This is a genomic window from Kribbella swartbergensis, from assembly GCF_054784135.1.
The window spans coordinates 60,592-80,867 of sequence record NZ_BAAGPM010000007.1 but is presented as its reverse complement, the minus strand read 5'-3'; the positions used below and the strand labels follow the sequence as shown (position 1 = coordinate 80,867).

18 protein-coding genes and 1 pseudogene are annotated in these 20,276 nt (G+C 67.9%); all 19 read left to right on the top strand.

The features are described from left to right. Nucleotides 1–62: 62 nt before the first annotated feature. The 19 genes and pseudogenes from rpoB (at nt 63) to rpmC (ending at nt 20,270) form a co-directional block, all read left to right on the top strand. Complete coding sequence (gene rpoB / locus ACYVOK_RS01840; protein ID WP_460660441.1) at nt 63–3,545, top strand: DNA-directed RNA polymerase subunit beta; 3,483 nt, start codon at nt 63–65, stop codon at nt 3,543–3,545. Between the two features lie 65 nt (nt 3,546–3,610). Beyond that, nucleotides 3,611–7,471 (top strand): DNA-directed RNA polymerase subunit beta', encoded by a 3,861-nt coding sequence (locus ACYVOK_RS01835; RefSeq protein ID WP_460660440.1) that lies wholly within the window; start codon nt 3,611–3,613, stop codon nt 7,469–7,471. 79 nt (nt 7,472–7,550) lie between these two features. Beyond that, a complete protein-coding gene (locus ACYVOK_RS01830; RefSeq protein ID WP_460660439.1) occupies nt 7,551–7,811 on the top strand; it encodes a DUF1801 domain-containing protein in 261 nt (86 codons plus the stop codon). Between the two features lie 31 nt (nt 7,812–7,842). Beyond that, entirely contained in the window at nt 7,843–9,309 is a 1,467-nt protein-coding gene (locus tag ACYVOK_RS01825; RefSeq protein WP_460660438.1) for a nuclear transport factor 2 family protein, read from the top strand. Next, nucleotides 9,302–10,051, top strand: a complete 750-nt coding sequence (locus ACYVOK_RS01820; protein WP_460660437.1) for a maleylpyruvate isomerase N-terminal domain-containing protein — start codon at nt 9,302–9,304, stop codon at nt 10,049–10,051. The genes ACYVOK_RS01825 and ACYVOK_RS01820 overlap by 8 nt, the downstream gene beginning before the upstream one ends. 277 nt (nt 10,052–10,328) lie before the next feature. Beyond that, nucleotides 10,329–10,703 carry a 30S ribosomal protein S12 gene (gene rpsL / locus ACYVOK_RS01815; protein WP_012923692.1) on the top strand — a complete coding sequence of 125 codons (375 nt, stop codon included), beginning with the start codon at nt 10,329–10,331 and terminating at the stop codon, nt 10,701–10,703. Continuing rightward, the gene (gene rpsG, locus ACYVOK_RS01810; protein ID WP_460660436.1) at nt 10,703–11,173 is read left to right on the top strand and encodes a 30S ribosomal protein S7; all 471 of its coding nucleotides are present in this window, start codon (nt 10,703–10,705) and stop codon (nt 11,171–11,173) included. Before rpsL ends, rpsG begins: the two co-directional genes overlap by 1 nt. Nucleotides 11,174–11,243: 70 nt before the next feature. Further along, nucleotides 11,244–13,355: an elongation factor G gene (gene fusA, locus ACYVOK_RS01805; protein ID WP_460660435.1), complete on the top strand. Its 2,112-nt coding sequence runs from the start codon at nt 11,244–11,246 to the stop codon at nt 13,353–13,355. A gap of 72 nt (nt 13,356–13,427) precedes the next feature. Next, a complete protein-coding gene (gene tuf, locus ACYVOK_RS01800) occupies nt 13,428–14,621 on the top strand; it encodes an elongation factor Tu (RefSeq protein WP_460660434.1) in 1,194 nt (397 codons plus the stop codon). Between the two features lie 359 nt (nt 14,622–14,980). Beyond that, entirely contained in the window at nt 14,981–15,289 is a 309-nt protein-coding gene (gene rpsJ, locus ACYVOK_RS01795) for a 30S ribosomal protein S10 (protein WP_012923688.1), read from the top strand. A gap of 16 nt (nt 15,290–15,305) precedes the next feature. Continuing rightward, nucleotides 15,306–15,962, top strand: a complete 657-nt coding sequence (rplC, locus tag ACYVOK_RS01790; RefSeq protein ID WP_460660433.1) for a 50S ribosomal protein L3 — start codon at nt 15,306–15,308, stop codon at nt 15,960–15,962. Beyond that, nucleotides 15,959–16,651: a 50S ribosomal protein L4 gene (rplD, locus tag ACYVOK_RS01785; protein ID WP_460660432.1), complete on the top strand. Its 693-nt coding sequence runs from the start codon at nt 15,959–15,961 to the stop codon at nt 16,649–16,651. Before rplC ends, rplD begins: the two co-directional genes overlap by 4 nt. After that, a complete protein-coding gene (gene rplW / locus ACYVOK_RS01780) occupies nt 16,648–16,953 on the top strand; it encodes a 50S ribosomal protein L23 (RefSeq protein ID WP_460660431.1) in 306 nt (101 codons plus the stop codon). Before rplD ends, rplW begins: the two co-directional genes overlap by 4 nt. Continuing rightward, nucleotides 16,953–17,786 carry a 50S ribosomal protein L2 gene (rplB, locus tag ACYVOK_RS01775; RefSeq protein ID WP_460660430.1) on the top strand — a complete coding sequence of 278 codons (834 nt, stop codon included), beginning with the start codon at nt 16,953–16,955 and terminating at the stop codon, nt 17,784–17,786. The genes rplW and rplB overlap by 1 nt, the downstream gene beginning before the upstream one ends. Before the next feature lie 15 nt (nt 17,787–17,801). Continuing rightward, nucleotides 17,802–18,083, top strand: coding sequence for a 30S ribosomal protein S19 (gene rpsS / locus ACYVOK_RS01770; protein WP_131361012.1), 282 nt, complete (start codon nt 17,802–17,804; stop codon nt 18,081–18,083). Nucleotides 18,084–18,133: 50 nt separating this feature from the next. Next, nucleotides 18,134–18,616: pseudogene (gene rplV / locus ACYVOK_RS01765) on the top strand (50S ribosomal protein L22); the annotation flags it as partial. A gap of 98 nt (nt 18,617–18,714) precedes the next feature. Further along, on the top strand, nt 18,715–19,557 hold the full coding sequence (gene rpsC, locus ACYVOK_RS01760; RefSeq protein ID WP_460660429.1) for a 30S ribosomal protein S3: 843 nt from the start codon (nt 18,715–18,717) through the stop codon (nt 19,555–19,557). Nucleotides 19,558–19,560: 3 nt separating this feature from the next. Next, complete coding sequence (gene rplP, locus ACYVOK_RS01755) at nt 19,561–19,980, top strand: 50S ribosomal protein L16 (protein ID WP_460660428.1); 420 nt, start codon at nt 19,561–19,563, stop codon at nt 19,978–19,980. Then, nucleotides 19,980–20,270, top strand: a complete 291-nt coding sequence (rpmC, locus tag ACYVOK_RS01750) for a 50S ribosomal protein L29 (protein WP_460660427.1) — start codon at nt 19,980–19,982, stop codon at nt 20,268–20,270. The genes rplP and rpmC overlap by 1 nt, the downstream gene beginning before the upstream one ends. Nucleotides 20,271–20,276 lie beyond the last annotated feature (6 nt).

The window sequence follows — 20,276 nt, the reverse complement described above, 5'->3', positions numbered from 1 at the left end:
GGCGGTTCGGCGTGCGCTCCCAGCACCGAAGTGATTTCTGCGAGCCCGTGGAAGGACGCCCCTTGGTCGCCTCGCGCAACCCCCAGTCCGACAGCATTTCCGACGTTTCCGGCTCCCGCCGCATCTCCTTCGCGAAGATCTCCGAACCTCTCGAGGTTCCGGATCTGCTTGCGCTGCAGGTGGACAGTTTCGACTGGCTGGTCGGCAACGAAACGTGGCAGGCCCGCGTGGCCGCCGCCGAGGCCGAGGGACGGTCGGACCTGTCCGGCCCCAGCGGCCTGGAAGAAATTTTCGAGGAGATCTCCCCGATCGAGGACTTCAGCGGCACCATGTCGCTGTCGTTCCGCGACCACCGTTTCGAGCCGCCGAAGAACACGGTCGACGAGTGCAAGGAGCGGGACGTCACCTACTCCGCGCCGCTGTTCGTCACGGCCGAGTTCATGAACAACGAGACCGGCGAGATCAAGAGCCAGACCGTCTTCATGGGCGACTTCCCGCTGATGACGCGTAAGGGCACCTTCGTCATCAACGGCACCGAGCGGGTCGTCGTCTCCCAGCTCGTCCGCTCACCCGGTGTGTACTTCGAGCGCACTCCGGACAAGACGTCGGACAAGGACATCTTCACCGCCAAGATCATCCCGTCGCGCGGTGCGTGGCTGGAGTTCGAGGTCGACAAGCGCGACATGGTCGGCGTCCGGCTCGACCGCAAGCGCAAGCAGAACGTCACCGTGCTGCTGAAGGCGCTGGGCTGGACCGACGCGCAGATCCTGGAGGAGTTCGGCGACTACGAGTCGATCCGGCTCACCCTGGAGAAGGACCACACCTCCGGCCAGGACGACGCCCTGCTGGACATCTACCGCAAGCTGCGGCCGGGTGAGCCGCCGACGCGGGAGGCCGCGCAGGCGCTGCTGGACAACTACTACTTCAACGGCAAGCGCTACGACCTGGCCAAGGTCGGCCGGTACAAGATCAACAAGAAGCTCGGCCGGGACGAGGCGCACGACACCGCGGTGCTGACGATCGACGACATCGTCGCCACGATCAAGTACCTGGTCGCGCTGCACGAGGGCAAGACCGAGCTGGCCGCCCCGACCGGTGAGATCGTGGTCGAGGAAGACGACATCGACCACTTCGGCAACCGCCGGCTGCGCACCGTCGGCGAGCTGATCCAGAACCAGCTGCGCACCGGCCTGGCCCGGATGGAGCGCGTGGTCCGGGAGCGGATGACGACCCAGGACGTCGAGGCGATCACGCCGCAGACCCTGATCAACATCCGTCCGGTGGTGGCGGCGCTGAAGGAGTTCTTCGGCACCTCCCAGCTGTCGCAGTTCATGGACCAGACCAACCCGATCGCGGGTCTGACCCACAAGCGCCGGCTGTCGGCGCTCGGCCCGGGTGGTCTGAGCCGCGAGCGGGCCGGCTTCGAGGTCCGCGACGTGCACCCGTCCCACTACGGCCGGATGTGCCCGATCGAGACTCCGGAAGGCCCGAACATCGGTCTGATCGGGTCGCTGGCCACCTACGGCCGGGTGAACCCGTTCGGTTTCGTCGAGACGCCGTACCGCAAGGTCGTCGACGGCCGGGTCACCGACCAGGTCGACTACCTGACCGCGGACGAGGAGGACCGGTTCGTCATCGCCCAGGCCAACGCGGCGCTGACCGAGGACAACCGGTTCGCCGAGGACCGGGTGCTGGTCCGCCGGCGCCACGGTGAGGTCGAGCTCGTGCTGGTCGAGGACGTCGACTACATGGACGTCTCGCCGCGCCAGATGGTGTCGGTGGCGACCGCGATGATCCCGTTCCTCGAGCACGACGACGCCAACCGCGCGCTGATGGGCTCGAACATGCAGCGGCAGGCCGTTCCGCTGATCACCGCCGACGCTCCGCTGGTCGGCACCGGGATGGAGTACCGCGGTGCGGTCGACGCCGGTGACGTGCTGGTGGCCGACAAGGCCGGTGTGGTCAAGGAGGTCTCGGCCGACCTGATCGAGATCGCCGCCGACGACGGCACGTACCAGACCTACCGGCTGGCGAAGTTCCGCCGGTCGAACCAGGGCACCTGCATCAACCAGCGCCCGCTGGTCGACGCCGGGCAGCGGGTCGAGGCCAACCAGCCGCTCGCCGACGGTCCGTGCACCGACCAGGGCGAGATGGCGCTCGGCCGCAACCTGCTGGTCGCGTTCATGCCGTGGGAGGGTCACAACTACGAGGACGCGATCATCCTCAGCCAGCGCGTCGTGCAGCAGGACCTGCTGACCTCGATCCACATCGAGGAGCACGAGGTCGACGCCCGCGACACCAAGCTGGGTCCGGAGGAGATCACCCGGGACATCCCGAACGTCTCCGACGAGATGCTGGCCGACCTGGACGAGCGGGGCATCATCCGGATCGGCGCCGAGGTCACCACCGGTGACATCCTGGTCGGCAAGGTCACCCCGAAGGGTGAGACCGAGCTGACGCCGGAGGAGCGGCTGCTGCGCGCGATCTTCGGTGAGAAGGCCCGTGAGGTCCGCGACACCTCGCTGAAGGTGCCGCACGGCGAGAACGGCACCGTCATCGGTGTCCGCGTCTTCGACCGCGACAACGGCGACGAGCTGCCGCCGGGCGTGAACCAGCTGGTCCGCGTGTACGTCGCCCAGAAGCGCAAGATCTCGGTCGGCGACAAGCTGGCCGGCCGGCACGGCAACAAGGGCGTCATCTCGAAGATCCTGCCGGTCGAGGACATGCCGTTCCTCGAGGACGGCACCCAGGTCGACATCATCCTGAACCCGCTGGGCGTGCCCGGCCGGATGAACGTCGGCCAGGTGCTCGAGACCCACCTGGGCTGGGTCGCCAGCCGCGGCTGGGAGATCGACTCGGACAACACCGAGGAATGGGCCCAGCGGCTGATCAAGATCGGCGCCGGCTCCGCGCCGCCGATGACCAACGTCGCCACCCCGGTCTTCGACGGCGCCAAGGAGGAGGAGGTCACCGGCCTGCTCGGCTCCACGCTGCCGAACCGTGACGGCGTCCGGATGGTCGACAGCAACGGCAAGGCCCGGCTGTTCGACGGTCGTTCGGGTGAGCCGTTCCCGGAGCCCGTCGGCGTCGGCTACATGTACATGCTGAAGCTGCACCACCTGGTCGACGACAAGATCCACGCCCGGTCCACCGGCCCGTACTCGATGATCACCCAGCAGCCGCTGGGCGGTAAGGCGCAGTTCGGCGGTCAGCGGTTCGGCGAGATGGAGGTGTGGGCCCTGGAGGCCTACGGTGCCGCCTTCGCGCTGCAGGAGCTGCTGACGATCAAGTCCGACGACGTGGTCGGCCGGGTCAAGGTGTACGAGGCGATCGTCAAGGGCGAGAACATCCCGGAGCCGGGTATCCCGGAGTCGTTCAAGGTTCTCGTCAAGGAAATGCAGTCCCTGTGCCTGAACGTGGAAGTGCTCTCGTCCGACGGAAGCCGGGTCGAGATGCGCGACAGCGAGGAGGACGTCTTCCGTGCCGCGGAGGAGCTGGGCATCGACCTGTCCCGGCGGGAGCCGAACAGCGTCGAGGAGGTCTGAGCGGGTTGCCGCTTGAGATCAACACACAACTCACTCAGACCACTTTTACTAGGAGATAACACATCGTGCTCGACGTGAACTTCTTCGACGAGCTTCGGATCGGCCTGGCCACCGCGGACGAGATCCGCCAGTGGTCTCACGGCGAGGTCAAGAAGCCCGAGACGATCAACTACCGGACCCTCAAGCCCGAGCGTGACGGTCTGTTCTGCGAAAAGATCTTCGGTCCCACCCGGGACTGGGAGTGCTACTGCGGCAAGTACAAGCGCGTTCGCTTCAAGGGCATCATCTGCGAGCGGTGTGGCGTCGAGGTCACCCGCTCCAAGGTGCGCCGCGAGCGGATGGGCCACATCGAGCTGGCCGCGCCGGTCACCCACATCTGGTACTTCAAGGGTGTCCCGTCGCGGCTCGGCTACCTGCTCGACCTCGCCCCGAAGGACCTGGAGAAGGTCATCTACTTCGCGGCGTACATGATCACCGACGTCGACGAGGAGGCGCGGCACCGCGACCTGTCCTCGCTCGAGGGCCGGGTGGACGTGGAGCGCAAGCAGCTCGAGAACCGTCGTGACAACGACATCGAGCAGCGGATGAAGAAGCTCGAGGAGGACCTGGCGCAGCTCGAGGCCGAGGGCGCCAAGGCCGACGTACGCCGCAAGGTCAAGGAAGGCGCCGAGCGTGAGGTCAAGCAGCTGCGCGACCGTGCGCAGCGCGAGATCGACCGCCTCGACGAGGTCTGGACCCGGTTCAAGAACCTCAAGGTCCAGGACCTGGAGGGCGACGAGATCCTCTACCGCGCCATGAAGGAGCGGTTCGGCAAGTACTTCGAGGGCGCCATGGGTGCCGCCGCGATCCAGCGCCGGCTGGAGACCTTCGACCTGAAGGCCGAGGCGGACAACCTGCGCGAGACGATCAAGACCGGCAAGGGCCAGCGCAAGACCCGCGCCCTGAAGCGGCTCAAGGTCGTCACCGCGTTCCTGCAGACCAACAACAGCCCGATGGGCATGGTGCTGGACTGCGTCCCGGTGATCCCGCCGGACCTGCGCCCGATGGTCCAGCTCGACGGTGGCCGGTTCGCCACCTCGGACCTGAACGACCTGTACCGCCGGGTGATCAACCGGAACAACCGGCTCAAGCGGCTGCTCGACCTGGGTGCGCCGGAGATCATCGTCAACAACGAGAAGCGGATGCTGCAGGAGGCCGTCGACGCGCTGTTCGACAACGGCCGCCGCGGCCGTCCGGTCACCGGCCCGGGCAACCGGCCGCTGAAGTCGCTGTCCGACATGCTCAAGGGCAAGCAGGGCCGCTTCCGGCAGAACCTGCTCGGTAAGCGCGTCGACTACTCCGGTCGTTCGGTGATCGTCGTCGGCCCGCAGCTGAAGCTGCACCAGTGCGGTCTGCCGAAGGCGATGGCGCTGGAGCTGTTCAAGCCGTTCGTGATGAAGCGGCTGGTCGACCTCAACCACGCGCAGAACATCAAGTCCGCCAAGCGGATGGTCGAGCGCCAGCGGGCCCAGGTCTGGGACGTGCTGGAAGAGGTCATCACCGAGCACCCGGTCCTGCTGAACCGTGCGCCCACGCTGCACCGGCTCGGCATCCAGGCGTTCGAGCCGCAGCTGATCGAGGGCAAGGCGATCCAGATCCACCCGCTCGTCTGCTCCGCGTTCAACGCGGACTTCGACGGTGACCAGATGGCGGTGCACCTGCCGCTGTCGGCCGAGGCGCAGGCCGAGGCCCGGATCCTGATGCTGTCGACGAACAACATCCTGAAGCCGGCCGACGGCCGTCCGGTCACGATGCCGACCCAGGACATGATCATCGGCATCTACTTCCTCACCATGATGAAGGAGGGCGCGCTCGGCGAGGGCCGTGCGTTCAGCTCGGTGGCCGAGGCGCTGATGGCCTTCGACCGCAACGAGCTGTCGCTGCAGGCGAAGATCACGCTGCGGCTGGACGAGTCGGCCACCCCGGCCGGCGCGACCGAGCTGCCGGACGGCGGGTTCTCGCTGGAGACCACGCTGGGCCGGGCGCTGTTCAACGAGGCGCTGCCGGCGGACTACCCGTTCGTCGACGTCGAGGTGGGCAAGAAGCAGCTCGGCGGGATCGTCAACGACCTGGCCGAGCGGTACTCCAAGGTCGAGGTCGCCAACGCCCTGGACGCGCTGAAGGACCTCGGGTTCCGCTGGGCCACCCGGTCCGGTGTGACCGTGTCGATCGACGACTTCAGCACGCCGCCGTCCAAGCCGGAGATCATGGCCCGGTACGAGTCGCAGGCCGAGAAGGTCCAGAAGCAGTTCGAGCGAGGCCTGATCACCTCGTCCGAGCGGCGGCAGGAGCTGATCGAGATCTGGACCGGCGCCAACGCCGAGGTCGGCAAGGCGATGGAGGAGAACTTCGAGAAGACCAACCCGATCTGGATGATGGTCCACTCGGGTGCTCGAGGCAACATGATGCAGATCCGGCAGATCGCCGGTATGCGTGGTCTGGTGGCCAACCCGAAGGGTGAGATCATCGCCCGGCCGATCAAGTCCAACTTCCGCGAGGGTCTGTCGGTGGTCGAGTACTTCATCGCCACCCACGGTGCCCGGAAGGGTCTGGCCGACACCGCGCTGCGGACCGCCGACTCGGGGTACCTGACCCGTCGTCTGGTGGACGTGTCGCAGGACGTGATCATCCGCGAGGAGGACTGCGGGACCGAGCGGGGCCTGCCGAAGAAGATCGGCGACAAGGGCCCGGACGGCAAGGTCGTGCACGCCGAGAACGTGGAGACCAGTGCCTACGCCCGGACGCTGGCCACCGACGTCGTGGACCCCGACGGCAACGTCCTGCTCCAGGCCGGCAGTGACCTGGGCGACGTCTCGATCGCCAAGCTGGTCGCCTCCGGTGTCGAGGAGGTCAAGGTCCGCTCGGTGCTGACCTGTGACGCCAAGACCGGGACCTGCGCGAAGTGCTACGGCCGTTCGCTGGCGACCGGCAAGCCGGTCGACATCGGTGAGGCGGTCGGCATCATCGCGGCCCAGTCCATCGGTGAGCCGGGGACGCAGCTGACCATGCGGACCTTCCACACCGGTGGTGTCGCGGGTGATGACATCACCCACGGTCTGCCGCGTGTCGTCGAGCTGTTCGAGGCCCGGCAGCCCAAGGGCAAGGCGCCGATCGCCGAGGCCGCGGGCCGGATCACGATCGAGGACACCGACAAGACCCGGAAGCTGGTGCTCACGCCGGACGACGGGTCCGAGGAGGTCGCCTACCCGGTGTCGAAGCGTGGCCGCCTGCTGGTCGAGGAGGGCCAGCACGTCGAGGTCGGCCAGCAGCTGACGCAGGGTACGCCGGACCCGCAGGAGGTGCTGCGCATCCTCGGCGTCCGCAAGGCGCAGGAGCACCTGGTGGACGAGGTCCAGGAGGTGTACCGGTCGCAGGGTGTGGCCATCCACGACAAGCACATCGAGATCATCGTCCGGCAGATGCTGCGCCGGGTCACGGTGATCGAGTCGGGCGACGCCCAGCTGCTGCCGGGTGAGCTCGCGGACCGGATCATGTTCGAGGCGGAGAACCGCCGCGTGGTCGCCGAGGGCGGTACGCCGGCCTCCGGTCGTCCGGTGCTGATGGGTATCACCAAGGCCTCGCTGGCCACCGAGTCGTGGCTGTCGGCCGCCTCCTTCCAGGAGACGACCCGCGTCCTCACCGAGGCCGCGATCCACGGCAAGTCCGACTCGCTGGTCGGTCTGAAGGAGAACGTCATCATCGGCAAGCTGATCCCGGCCGGTACGGGCATGGACCGTTACCGCAACATCCGGGTGGAGCCCACCGAGGAGGCGAAGGCCGCGATGTACTCGATGGTCGGCTACGAGTCGTACGACTACGACTTCGGCCCGTCCACCGGGCAGTCGGTCCCGCTCGACGACTTCGACCTCGGTTCGTACCAGAACTGATTCGAATCACCCCGCCGAGGGCGGCACTCCCCAGTTCGGGGGTGCCGCCCTCGCGGCGTTCACGGGCAGGCAGTGCCCGGTGCAGGATGGCGACCGCCACCTGGTCTACGACAGCGGCCGCGAGCTGGACTGGTTCGAGATCGGTTTCGCTGCCCGCAAACAGACGTTGACGCTCTACCTGACCGAGGGATTCGAGGGGTACGACGAACTGCTCGGACGGCTCGGTCCACACACCACCGGCGTGGGCTGCGTGTACGTCAAACGCTTGTCCGACGTGGATTCCGGCGTACTCGCCGAGATCGCGCAGCGGAGTGTGCACCACACGCGGGGTGGCGGCTGAAAGTGTCCCCGTCATAGGCCAAGATTGGTGCATGACGGATCTCCCGGCCCACTTGCGGCCTTTCGTCCTGGGGTTGCTGGACGGCCCGGGCGTCCGGGTCGACCGGCTCGGGGAGATCGACCTCTACCGCCCCGCCGGGACCGCCCGGACCGGCGCGATTCTCTTTGTGCACGGGGGTCCTGGGCCTGCCGGCCTCGAGGTGACGCCTCGGGACTGGCCGGTGTTCCGGGGTTACGCGACCGCTGCCGCCCGGCGTGGCGTGGTGGCCGCTGTCGTCGACCACAGCCTGATTCGCGGCCTCGACCGGTTGGTCACCGCCGCGGACGAGGTGGAGGCCGCGGTCGGCGTACTGCGATCCGATCCACGGGTGGACCCCGATCGGGTCGCCCTGTGGTTCTTCTCCGGCGCCGGCCTGCTGGCGGGGGAGTGGCTGGACAGCCGCCCCGACTGGCTGCGTTGCGTCGCCCTGACCTATCCCCTGCTCGCCACCCCGCCCGGTGTCGACGAACTGGTAAACGCCGCCGAAGTGATCGGAAAACACGACCGGGGCGGTGGGGTGGGGAAAGCATCAAGCAGAGATCTGCCGGTGCTGCTGACCCGGGCCGGACTCGAGCAGGAGGAGCTCGCCGGTCCGGTCGCGGAGTTCGTCTCCGCCGGTGGCGCCGCGCTGGACATCATCGACGTACCGAAAGGGCACCACGGGTTCGACATGCTCGACCACACCGAAGAATCACGCGCCGCCGTCACCAAGGCCCTGGACTGGGCGATCGCCCACCTGGGCGAGGAGCCGGACGGCGAGGGGAAACTCCTCGTTCCCCCTCCACCTGCGAAGTCCTCCACCCGCCGTACGACGGCCGCCACCAAGCCGTCCAACGCCGCCAAGTCCACCGTTGCGGTGAAGGAGTCCCCGGCAGCTGCCGAGCCCGCCAGCCGGCAGCGGCCCGCCAATCCCGCCGCCACGCCGCCTTCAGCCAGTCCGTCAATCACCTCTCCCGCCGCGCCGTCGACCGCTGCGGCGGCCAGGACTGAGCCTGCTACCGCCCCGACGGACGCTCCCGGCGCTGCCGGCGCGACCGGCGCTTCCGTCGCTGCCGCTGCGACGGACACTCCTGTCACCGCCGCAGCGACGCCGCTCGCGACCGTTGCCGCGGCCACCGTCGCGGCGGCCACCACCGACACTCCGGCCGCCCGGGTCGTCGCCCGGGAGCACGCCGCGTACGCCGCCCACGACCTGGAGGCGTTCCTGGCGATGTACTCGCCCACCGCCCGGATCGGCCTGGCCGACGGCTCGGAGCTCAAGGGCCGCCGGTTCCTCCGCGAGTATTACCGGCCGCGCTTCGAGGCCGGCCGTTGCAAGACGGAGGTCGTGCAGAAACTGATGCTCGGCGAGTGGGTGGTCGAGCACATCCTGGCCCACGACACCGATGAGCCGACCCCGATGATCGCCCTCTACCGCGTCACCGACGGACTGATCACCGAAGTCCAGTTCCGTGCCTGAGGAAGCCATCGACTACCTGGCCGGGTTCGAGGGGGCGGCCGCGGAGTTCGCGGCCGTCCTCGACCGGGTCGATCCTGAGGCGGCGGTGCCGGGCTGCCCCGGCTGGACGCTGGCCGATCTGGCCCTGCACCTCGGATCCGGCCAGCGCTGGGCGGCTGCCATCCTGCTCAGCGGCACCGCCCAGCAGGTCCCTGAGGTTCTCCGTACGACGATCTCCTGGGCGGACTGGTATGCCGGCACCACCGCGGCGCTGGCGGCCGCGATCCGGGCCGTCGACCCGGACGAGCCGTGCTGGAACTTCGCGCCGGTCGACCAGCGCGCGGGATTCTGGTCCCGGCGGCGGATGCATGAGACGGCGATCCACCTCGTGGACGCCGTCCAGGCCGGCGATCCGGACGTGACTGGTCTGGAGGTGATACCTCCGGCGATCGCGGCCGACGGGGTGGACGAGGTCTTCGGGGTGTTCCTGCCGCGGCTGCTGGCCCGCGGGTTCGCGCCGGCGGTCACCCGGCAGGTCGGCGTACGGGCCACCGACACCGGGGACGAATGGACGCTGACACCTGTGGCAGAAGGCGATCCGCCGCGGGTCGAGCGTGGCCGGGCCGCCGGTGAGGCGGTGGTCTCGGGGACCGCGGCCGAGCTCGACCTGTGCCTGTGGAAACGCTTGCCGACGAGCGTTCTGAGGGTCGAGGGGGACCCCGCGGTGGCGGCCGATTTCCTGGCCGGTAAGACCACTCCCTGAGGGCTGTACACTGGGGGAGCGGAAGGCTTCGGAGCCGGTCGGTTACTCATTTTGACCGTGCCTGAGGCAGCCGCTAGTCTTAACGATCGTGCCCGGGTCATCCTGGGCCGTCATGCGTGCCCCTCGATGAACGGGTCTGCGCGCGTGGCACGGGATTCCTGCCGACAGTCTGGAAGATTACGGCTTTCGGTGCGCCCGTGCGCACGCGACACACCCGACCGCGGGGGTCAGGCGAAAGCAGCAGAAGAAAGCCGGACGACAGAAAGAGACCTACGCGGTGCCCACCATTCAGCAGCTGGTCCGCAAGGGCCGCCAGGACAAGGTGTCCAAGAACAAGACGCCGGCCCTGAAGGGTTCCCCTCAGCGTCGCGGTGTGTGCACGCGCGTCTACACCACCACGCCGAAGAAGCCGAACTCGGCGCTTCGGAAGGTCGCGCGTGTCCGCCTGACCAGCGGCATCGAGGTCACCGCGTACATCCCCGGCGTCGGCCACAACCTGCAGGAGCACTCGATCGTGCTCGTGCGTGGCGGTCGTGTGAAGGACCTGCCGGGTGTCCGGTACAAGATCATCCGCGGTTCGCTCGACACCCAGGGTGTGAAGAACCGGAAGCAGGCGCGCAGCCGTTACGGCGCGAAGAAGGAGAAGAGCTAATGCCGCGCAAGGGCCCCGCCCCGAAGCGCCCGGTCATCGTCGACCCGGTCTACAGTTCGCCGCTCGTCACCCAGTTGATCTCCAAGATCCTGGTCGACGGCAAGAAGCAGATCGCCCAGCGCATCGTGTACGACGCGCTGGAGGGCACCCGGACCAAGACCGGCACCGACCCGGTGATCACGCTCAAGCGCGCGCTGGACAACGTCAAGCCGAGCATCGAGGTGAAGAGCCGCCGCGTCGGCGGTGCCACCTACCAGGTGCCGATCGAGGTCAAGCCGGGCCGGTCCACCACGCTGGCGCTGCGGTGGCTGACGACGTACTCGCGGGCCCGTCGCGAGAAGACCATGTCCGAGCGGCTGATGAACGAGATCCTGGACGCGTCCAACGGTCTCGGTGCGTCGGTGAAGCGCCGCGAGGACACGCACAAGATGGCCGAAGCCAACAAGGCTTTCGCCCACTACCGCTGGTGATCCGGGGTCCGATCCGGACCCCAGCGCTCACCCTTTGACGCAGTACAGAATCGAGAGGTAGACCACCGAGGTGGCCGTACAAATCACCACCGACCTGGCCAAGGTCCGCAACATCGGGATCATGGCCCACATCGACGCCGGCAAGACGACGACGACCGAGCGGATCCTCTTCTACACCGGTATCACCTACAAGATCGGTGAGGTCCACGAGGGCGCCGCCACGATGGACTGGATGGAGCAGGAGCAGGAGCGCGGCATCACCATCACGTCCGCCGCGACGACCTGCACCTGGAAAGACCACACCATCAACATCATCGACACGCCGGGTCACGTCGACTTCACCGTCGAGGTGGAGCGCTCGCTGCGCGTGCTCGACGGTGCCGTCGCGGTGTTCGACGGTGTCGCCGGCGTGGAGCCCCAGTCCGAGACCGTCTGGCGTCAGGCGGACCGGTACGGCGTGCCGCGGATCTGCTTCGTCAACAAGCTGGACCGGACCGGCGCGGAGTTCATGCGCTGCGTCGACATGATCAAGGACCGCCTCGGCGCCGTCCCGCTGGTCATGCAGCTGCCGATCGGGGCCGAGGCCGACTTCATCGGCGTCATCGACCTGGTGGGCATGCGCGCGCTGACCTGGCGCGGCGAGACCAAGATCGGTGAGGACTACACGGTCGAGGAGATCCCGGCCAGCCACACCGAGCTGGCGGCCGAGTGGCGGGACAAGCTGGTCGAGACGGTGGCCGAGGCCGACGACGAGATCATGGAGCTGTACCTGGAGGGCGAGAACCCGACCCAGGAGCAGCTGAAGGCCGCCATCCGCCGGGCCACCCTGGCCAGCAAGCTGACCCCGGTCCTGACCGGTACCGCGTTCAAGAACAAGGGCGTCCAGCCGCTGCTCGACGCGGTCAACGACTACCTGCCCAGCCCGATCGACGTTCCGGCCATCGAGGGCCACGACGTCAAGGACTCCGAGCAGGTCGTGCTGCGCAAGCCGGACGACAGCGAGCCGTTCTCGGCGCTGGCGTTCAAGATCGCGGCCGACCCGCACCTGGGCAAGCTGACCTTCATCCGGGTCTACTCCGGCAAGCTCGAGGCGGGTTCGCAGGTGCTGAACCCGACCAAGGGCCGCAAGGAGCGGATCGGCAAGATCTACCGGATGCACGCGAACAAGCGTGAGGAGATCGCGTCGATCGGCGCCGGTCACATCGTCGCCGTGATGGGTCTGAAGGACACCACCACCGGTGAGACGCTGTGCGCGCCGGACAGCCCGGTCGTGCTGGAGTCGATGCAGTTCCCGGCTCCGGTCATCTCGGTCGCCATCGAGCCCAAGTCGAAGGGCGACCAGGAGAAGCTGGGCGTCGCGATCCAGCGGCTCGCCGAGGAGGACCCGACCTTCCAGGTCCGGACCGACGAGGACACCGGCCAGACCATCATCGCCGGTATGGGCGAGTTGCACCTCGAGGTGCTGGTCGACCGGATGAAGCGCGAGTTCCGGGTCGAGGCGAACGTCGGCAAGCCGCAGGTCGCCTACCGCGAGACCATCACCAAGAAGGTCGAGAAGGTCGACTACACGCACAAGAAGCAGACCGGCGGTTCCGGTCAGTTCGGTCGCGTGATCATCGACATCGAGCCGACCTCGGTGGAGGCCGGCGGCGAGGGCGGCTACGAGTTCGTCAACGCCGTCACCGGTGGCCGCATCCCCCGGGAGTACATCCCGTCGGTGGACGAGGGCTGCCAGGAGGCGATGGAGTTCGGCGTACTGGCCGGCTACCCGATGGTGGACGTCAAGGTGACGCTGCAGGACGGCGCCTACCACGACGTCGACTCCTCCGAGCTCGCCTTCAAGATCGCCGGTTCGATGGCGTTCAAGGAGGCCGCACGGCGGGCCGCTCCGGTCATCCTGGAGCCGATGTTCGCGGTCGAGGTCACCACGCCCGAGGACTACATGGGCGACGTGATCGGCGACCTCAACTCCCGTCGTGGCCAGATCCAGCAGATGGACGAAGGCCCCGGTGGCAGCCGAGTCGTGAAGGCTCTGGTCCCGCTGTCGGAGATGTTCGGGTATGTCGGTGACCTGCGGTCGAAGACCCAGGGCCGCGCGTCCTACTCGATGCAGTTCGATTCCTACGCCGAGGTTCCGAAGAACGTGGCGGAAGAGATCATCAAGAAGGCCCGGGGCGAGTAATCTCTCGCTCCTGACCAACACCCCAAGCGCGTCGGCGTACGGCGTAGTCAACATTTATCTAGGAGGGCCCCAGTGGCGAAGGCGAAGTTCGAGCGGACTAAGCCGCACGTCAACATCGGCACCATCGGTCACATCGACCACGGTAAGACCACGCTTACCGCGGCGATCACCAAGGTGTTGCACGACAAGTACCCGGACCTGAACGAGGCGTCGGCGTTCGATCAGATCGACAAGGCGCCGGAAGAGCGCCAGCGCGGTATCACCATCTCGATCGCGCACGTCGAGTACCAGACCGAGGCCCGGCACTACGCCCACGTCGACTGCCCGGGGCACGCGGACTACATCAAGAACATGATCACCGGTGCGGCTCAGATGGACGGCGCGATCCTGGTCGTCGCCGCCACCGACGGCCCGATGCCGCAGACGCGTGAGCACGTGCTGCTCGCCCGTCAGGTCGGCGTGCCGGCGATGGTCGTCGCCCTGAACAAGTGCGACATGGTCGACGACGAGGAGATCCTCGAGCTGGTCGAGCTCGAGGTCCGCGAGCTGCTCAGCGAGCAGGAGTTCGACGGTGACAACGCTCCGATCGTCCGCGTCGCCGCTCACCCGGCGCTCGAGGGCGACGCCAAGTGGGGCGAGTCGATCCTCGAGCTGATGAACGCGGTCGACTCCTACATCCCGCAGCCGGAGCGCGAGATCGACAAGCCGTTCCTGATGCCGGTGGAGGACGTCTTCACCATCACCGGTCGCGGCACCGTCGTGACCGGCCGGATCGAGCGCGGTGTCGTCAAGGTCAACGAGACCGTCGACATCGTCGGTATCCGCCCGGAGAAGCAGTCCACCACGGTCACCGGTATCGAGATGTTCCGCAAGCTGCTCGACGAGGGCCAGGCCGGTGAGAACGTCGGTCTGCTGCTTCGTGGCACCAAGCGCGAGGACGTCGAGCGTGGCATGGTCGTCATCAAGCCGGGCACCACGACGCCGCACACGAACTTCGAGGCGTCGGTCTACATCCTGTCCAAGGAGGAGGGCGGCCGGCACACGCCGTTCTTCCAGAACTACCGCCCGCAGTTCTACTTCCGCACCACGGACGTCACCGGCGTCGTCACGCTGCCCGAGGGCACCGAGATGGTCATGCCGGGCGACAACACCGACATGACGGTCGAGCTGATCCAGCCGATCGCCATGGAGGAGGGTCTGAAGTTCGCGATCCGCGAAGGTGGCCGCACCGTCGGCGCCGGCCGGGTCACCAAGATCATCAAGTGATCTCACGAGGTCCGCGAGGGCTCGCAGGCTGAGCCCTCGCGGACCTCTGCTTTGCGCCCGATCCGGCACTCAGGTGGGCCGGATCAGGCGTGAGGCCACCACGATTGGCATTCCGATGCCGATCTCTGGCACAATATTCAGGTTGCTCAGGCGAGGCCGCCGGGGTGCGCCCCAGATCTCAGATCTGGCTGGTGCGCCGGACCGGAGACCATGCCGAGGTGCCGGTCCGAGACCGGGCCCCGATCACCAATCCAGGGTCGAAGAAGCGGTGAGTCACGCGCGTGTCGCGTGTGCGACACACCCGACCGCGGGGGTCGGAGCAACGCAACGAAGACGATAGAGAAGGACGAAGCGAAGCGATGGCGGGACAGAAGATCCGCATCCGGCTGAAGGCCTACGACCACGAGGTCATCGACAGCTCGGCGCGCAAGATTGTCGACACGGTGACGCGTACTGGTGCGAAGGTTGCTGGCCCGGTGCCGTTGCCGACGGAAAAGAACGTGTTCTGCGTCATCCGCTCGCCGCACAAGTACAAGGACAGCCGCGAGCACTTCGAGATGCGCACCCACAAGCGGCTCATCGACATCATCGACCCCACGCCGAAGACCGTCGACTCGCTGATGCGGCTCGACCTGCCGGCCGGCGTCGACATCGAGATCAAGCTCTGAGGGACGCGAACAGCCAATGAGCACTGTCAAGAACACGCGTGGTCTGCTGGGCACCAAGCTCGGCATGACCCAGACCTGGGACGAGAACAACCGCGTCGTCCCCGTCACCGTGATCCAGGCCGGCCCGTGCGTCGTCACCGAGGTTCGGACCTCGGACAGCCACGGCTACGACGGCGTCCAGATCGCCTTCGGCGACATCGACCCGCGCAAGGTGACCAAGCCGATGCGCGGTCACTTCGACAAGGCCGGCGTGACGCCGCGGCGCCACCTGCTGGAGCTGCGCACCGCCGACGCGAGCGAGTACACGCTGGGCCAGGAGATCAAGGCCGAGGCCTTCTCCGCCGGTGAGCTGGTCGACGTCTCCGCCACCAGCAAGGGCAAGGGCTTCGCCGGTGTCATGAAGCGGCACGGCTTCGGCGGTCTGCGCGCCACCCACGGTGTGCACAAGAAGCACCGCTCGCCGGGTTCGATCGGCGGCTGCGCCACGCCGGGCCGGGTCTTCAAGGGCCTGCGGATGGCCGGCCGGATGGGCAACGAGAAGGTCACCACGCAGAACGTGTCGGTCCACGCGATCGACGCCGACCGCGGCCTGATCCTGCTCAAGGGCGCGGTTCCCGGTCCGAAGGGCGGCCTCGTGCTGATCCGCAACGCTGCGAAGGGGGCTGCCAAGTGAGCACCGTCGACGTCGTCGTCGTCAAGGGCGACAAGGTGAGCAAGAAGGGCTCCGCCGAGCTTCCGGCCGAGCTGTTCGACGTCCAGGTCAACGTGCCGCTGATCCACCAGGTCGTGGTGGCCCAGCTGGCCGCGGCCCGGCAGGGAACGCACAAGACCAAGACCCGGGGCGAGGTGCGCGGCGGTGGCGCCAAGCCGTACCGCCAGAAGGGCACCGGTCGCGCCCGGCAGGGCTCGACCCGCGCGCCGCAGTTCACCGGCGGTGGCGTGGTCCACGGCCCGGTGCCGCGCGACTACAGCCAGCGGACCCCGAAGAAGATGATCGCCGCCGCGCTCCGCGGTGCGCTCTCGGACCGGGCCCGCGACGGCCGGGTGCACGTGGTCGAGAAGTTCGTCGACGGTGACAAGCCGTCCACCAAGGCCGCGCTGCGGGTGCTGTCGGAGATCGCCGAGCCGGGCAAGATCCTGGTCGTCGTCGAGCGCGCCGACGAGCTCACCTGGCTGAGCCTGCGCAACGCGCAGCACGTCCACCTGATCGCCGCCGACCAGCTGAACGCGTACGACGTACTGGTCAGCGACTCGATCGTGTTCACCAAGGCCGCGCTGGACGCGTTCGTCGCCGGCGCCCCGAAGGGCAAGTCCGTCAAGGCCGTCGCCACGTCGACCGAGGCCGAGGAGGTAGAGGCATGAGCCACGGAGTCAACAAGGACCCGCGCGACGTGCTGCTGCGGCCGGTCGTCAGCGAGAAGAGCTACGGCCTGCTGGACGAGCAGAAGTACACGTTCGAGGTCGACCCGCGGGCCAACAAGACCGAGATCAAGCTCGCGGTCGAGAAGGTCTTCAAGGTCAAGGTCAGCGACGTCAACACCATCAACCGCAAGGGCAAGCGCCGCCGGACCCGTGCCGGCTGGGGCAAGCGCCCGGACACCAAGCGGGCGATCGTGACCCTGAAGGGTGACGACCGCATCGACATCTTCGGAGGCCAGTCGTAATGGGTATCCGCAAATACAAGCCGACGACGCCGGGCCGCCGTGGCTCGAGCGTGGCCGACTTCGTCGAGCTCACCCGTTCCACCCCGGAGAAGTCGCTGCTGCGTCCGCTGCCGAAGAAGGGTGGCCGGAACAACTCCGGCAAGATCACCACCCGGCACCACGGTGGCGGTCACAAGCGGGCGTACCGGCTGATCGACTTCAAGCGGTACGACAAGGACGGCGTCCCGGCGAAGGTGGCCGAGATCGAGTACGACCCGAACCGCACCGCGCGGATCGCGCTGCTGCACTACGTCGACGGCGAGAAGCGCTACATCCTCGCCCCGTCGAACCTGAAGCAGGGCACGATCGTCGAGAACGGCCCGGCCGCCGACATCAAGGTCGGCAACAACCTGCCGCTGCGCAACATCCCGGTCGGCTCCACGGTGCACGCCGTCGAGCTGCGCCCGGGCGGCGGCGCCAAGATGGGCCGCTCGGCGGGTGCCAGCATCCAGCTGGTCGCGAAGGAAGGCCGGATGGCCACCCTGCGGATGCCGTCCGGCGAGGTCCGGATGGTCGACGTCCGCTGCCGCGCCACCCTCGGTGAGGTCGGCAACGGCGAGCAGTCGAACATCAACTGGGGCAAGGCCGGCCGGATGCGCTGGAAGGGCAAGCGCCCGACCGTCCGCGGTGTCGCGATGAACCCGGTCGACCACCCGCACGGTGGTGGTGAGGGCAAGACCTCGGGTGGTCGTCACCCGGTGTCCCCGTGGGGCAAGCCCGAAGGGCGGACCCGCACCCGCAAGGAAAGCGACCGCATGATCGTCCGGCGTCGCAAGGCCGGCAAGAAGCGCTGATAGGGAGCCGGCCAGATGCCACGCAGTTTGAAGAAGGGCCCGTTCGTCGACCACCACCTGATGAAGAAGGTGGAGGTGCAGAACGAGAAGGGCACCAAGAACGTCATCAAGACCTGGTCCCGCCGATCGATGATCGTGCCGGACATGATCGGTCACACGCTGGCGGTGCACGACGGCCGCAAGCACGTGCCCGTGTTCGTGACGGACGCGATGGTCGGGCACAAGCTCGGCGAGTTCGCCCCGACCCGGACGTTCAAGGGTCACGAGAAGGACGACCGGAAGTCACGGCGTCGCTGACCCCTGGTCAGTGACGAAGCGAAAGCAACCTACGGAGAGATTCGAACATCATGAGCGTTCAAGAGCGTAGGGCGGTCAGCGCCCGTCGCGAGAGCCTGCTGGGCGACGAGCCCGGGGCCTTCGCGGTCGCGCGCTTCGTCCGCGTGACGCCGATGAAGGCGCGCCGCGTGGGTGACCTGGTGCGCGGTCTGGGCGTCGACGACGCACTCGCCACTCTGAAGTTCGCCCCGCAGGCCGCTGCCGCGACCGTGTACAAGGTCGTGGACAGCGCCGCGGCGAACGCCGAGGGCACCGAGCACCTGAGCCGGGCCGACCTGGTCGTGACCAAGGTCCTGGTGGACGAGGGGCCGACGCTGAAGCGTCACCGCCCGCGTGCCCAGGGCCGGGCGACCCGGATCGACAAGCGGACCAGCCACATCACCGTCGTGGTCACGCCGCGGGTCGAGGACGAGCCGGTCGAGAAGGCTCCCGCCAAGAAGTCCGCCAAGAAGGCGGACACCGCGGCGAAGAAGGCCCCGGCCAAGAAGGCGGCGGCTGACAAGGCCGAGGCCGCCGAGAAGCCGGCCAAGAAGGCAACCGCCAAGAAGGCGGCCGCCAAGAAGGCCACCGCTGAGAAGAAGGAGTCCTGACTGTGGGACAGAAGGTAAACCCGCACGGGTTCCGTCTCGGCATCAGCACCGACCACAAGAGCCGCTGGTACGCCGACAAGCTGTACAAGGACTACGTGGGCGAGGACGTCAAGATCCGCCGCCTGCTGAGCAAGGGCATGGAGCGCGCCGGCATCTCCCGTGTGGAGATCGAGCGCACCCGTGACCGGGTCCGGGTCGACATCCACACCGCCCGTCCGGGCATCGTCATCGGTCGCCGCGGCGCCGAGGCGGACCGGATCCGGGGCAGCCTGGAGGAGCTCACCGGCAAGCAGGTGCAGCTGAACATCCTCGAGGTGAAGAACTCCGAGGTCGACGCCCAGCTGGTCGCGCAGGGCGTGGCCGAGCAGCTGTCCGGCCGCGTGGCGTTCCGCCGCGCGATGCGCAAGGCGATGCAGACCACCATGCGTGGCGGCGCCCTGGGCATCCGGATCCAGTGCTCCGGCCGGCTCGGTGGCGCGGAAATGTCGCGGTCGGAGTTCTACCGCGAGGGCCGGGTGCCGCTGCACACGCTCCGCGCGGACATCGACTACGGCTTCTACGAGGCCCGCACGACCTTCGGCCGGATCGGCGTGAAGGTCTGGATCTACAAGGGTGACGTGGCCGGCTCCCGGGCCGAGCGCGAGGCGCAGGCCGCGGCCCGTGCCGCCAGCCAGCAGCGCCGGCCGGCCCGCCGTGACGAGCGCGGTGGCCGTGGCGGCGACCGTGGCGAGCGCGGTGGCCGTCGCGACGACCGCAGGGACAACGCGCGCTCCGCGGCTCCGGCCGCCGAGACGACCGCGCCCGCGGCCGACAAGCCCGCCGAGACGACCGGAACGGAGAGCTGACCGATGCTCATCCCCCGCAAGGTCAAGCACCGCAAGCAGCACCACCCGAAGCGCTCCGGCGCGGCCAAGGGTGGTACGACGCTGGCCTTCGGTGACTTCGGCATCCAGGCGCTGGAGAGCCACTACGTCACCAACCGGCAGATCGAGTCCGCGCGTATCGCGATGACCCGGCACATCCGGCGTGGCGGAAAGGTGTGGATCAACATCTACCCGGACCGTCCGCTGACCAAGAAGCCGGCCGAGACCCGGATGGGTTCCGGTAAGGGTTCGCCGGAGTGGTGGATCGCCAACGTGAAGGCCGGTCGCGTGATGTTCGAGCTGTCCGGCGTACCGGAAGACGTCGCCCGCGAGGCCATGCGCCGCGCGATCCACAAGTTGCCGATGAAGTGCCGCTTCATCACCCGAGAGGCAGGTGAGAACTGATGGCTACCCTGACCGCCGCCGAGCTGCGGAACCTTGGCCGGGACGAGCTGCTGACGAAGCTCGGTGAAGCCAAGGAGGAGCTGTTCAACCTCCGGTTCCAGGCTGCCACGGGTCAGCTGGAGTCCCACGGCCGGCTGCGCGCCGTCCGCAAGGACATCGCCCGCATCTACACGGTGCTGACCGAGCGGGCGCTCGGCATCACCGAGGACGTCGAGACCCCGGCCGCCGAGGTCGAGGCAGCGGCCGACGACACCGCGGACGACAGCGAGAAGGCCGGGAGCAAGGCATGACCGAGA

Bases quoted from the DNA above. Each gene is read 5' to 3' on its own strand.
- ACYVOK_RS01825 (WP_460660438.1), top strand. From the start codon at position 7,843: ATGACGGATCTCCCGGCCCACTTGCGGCCTTTCGTCCTGGGGTTGCTG.
- rpsG (WP_460660436.1), top strand. From the start codon at position 10,703: ATGCCGCGCAAGGGCCCCGCCCCGAAGCGCCCGGTCATCGTCGACCCG.
- rpsJ (WP_012923688.1), top strand. From the start codon at position 14,981: ATGGCGGGACAGAAGATCCGCATCCGGCTGAAGGCCTACGACCACGAG.
- rplC (WP_460660433.1), top strand. From the start codon at position 15,306: ATGAGCACTGTCAAGAACACGCGTGGTCTGCTGGGCACCAAGCTCGGC.
- rplW (WP_460660431.1), top strand. From the start codon at position 16,648: ATGAGCCACGGAGTCAACAAGGACCCGCGCGACGTGCTGCTGCGGCCG.
- rplB (WP_460660430.1), top strand. From the start codon at position 16,953: ATGGGTATCCGCAAATACAAGCCGACGACGCCGGGCCGCCGTGGCTCG.
- rpsS (WP_131361012.1), top strand. From the start codon at position 17,802: ATGCCACGCAGTTTGAAGAAGGGCCCGTTCGTCGACCACCACCTGATG.
- rplP (WP_460660428.1), top strand. From the start codon at position 19,561: ATGCTCATCCCCCGCAAGGTCAAGCACCGCAAGCAGCACCACCCGAAG.
- rpmC (WP_460660427.1), top strand. From the start codon at position 19,980: ATGGCTACCCTGACCGCCGCCGAGCTGCGGAACCTTGGCCGGGACGAG.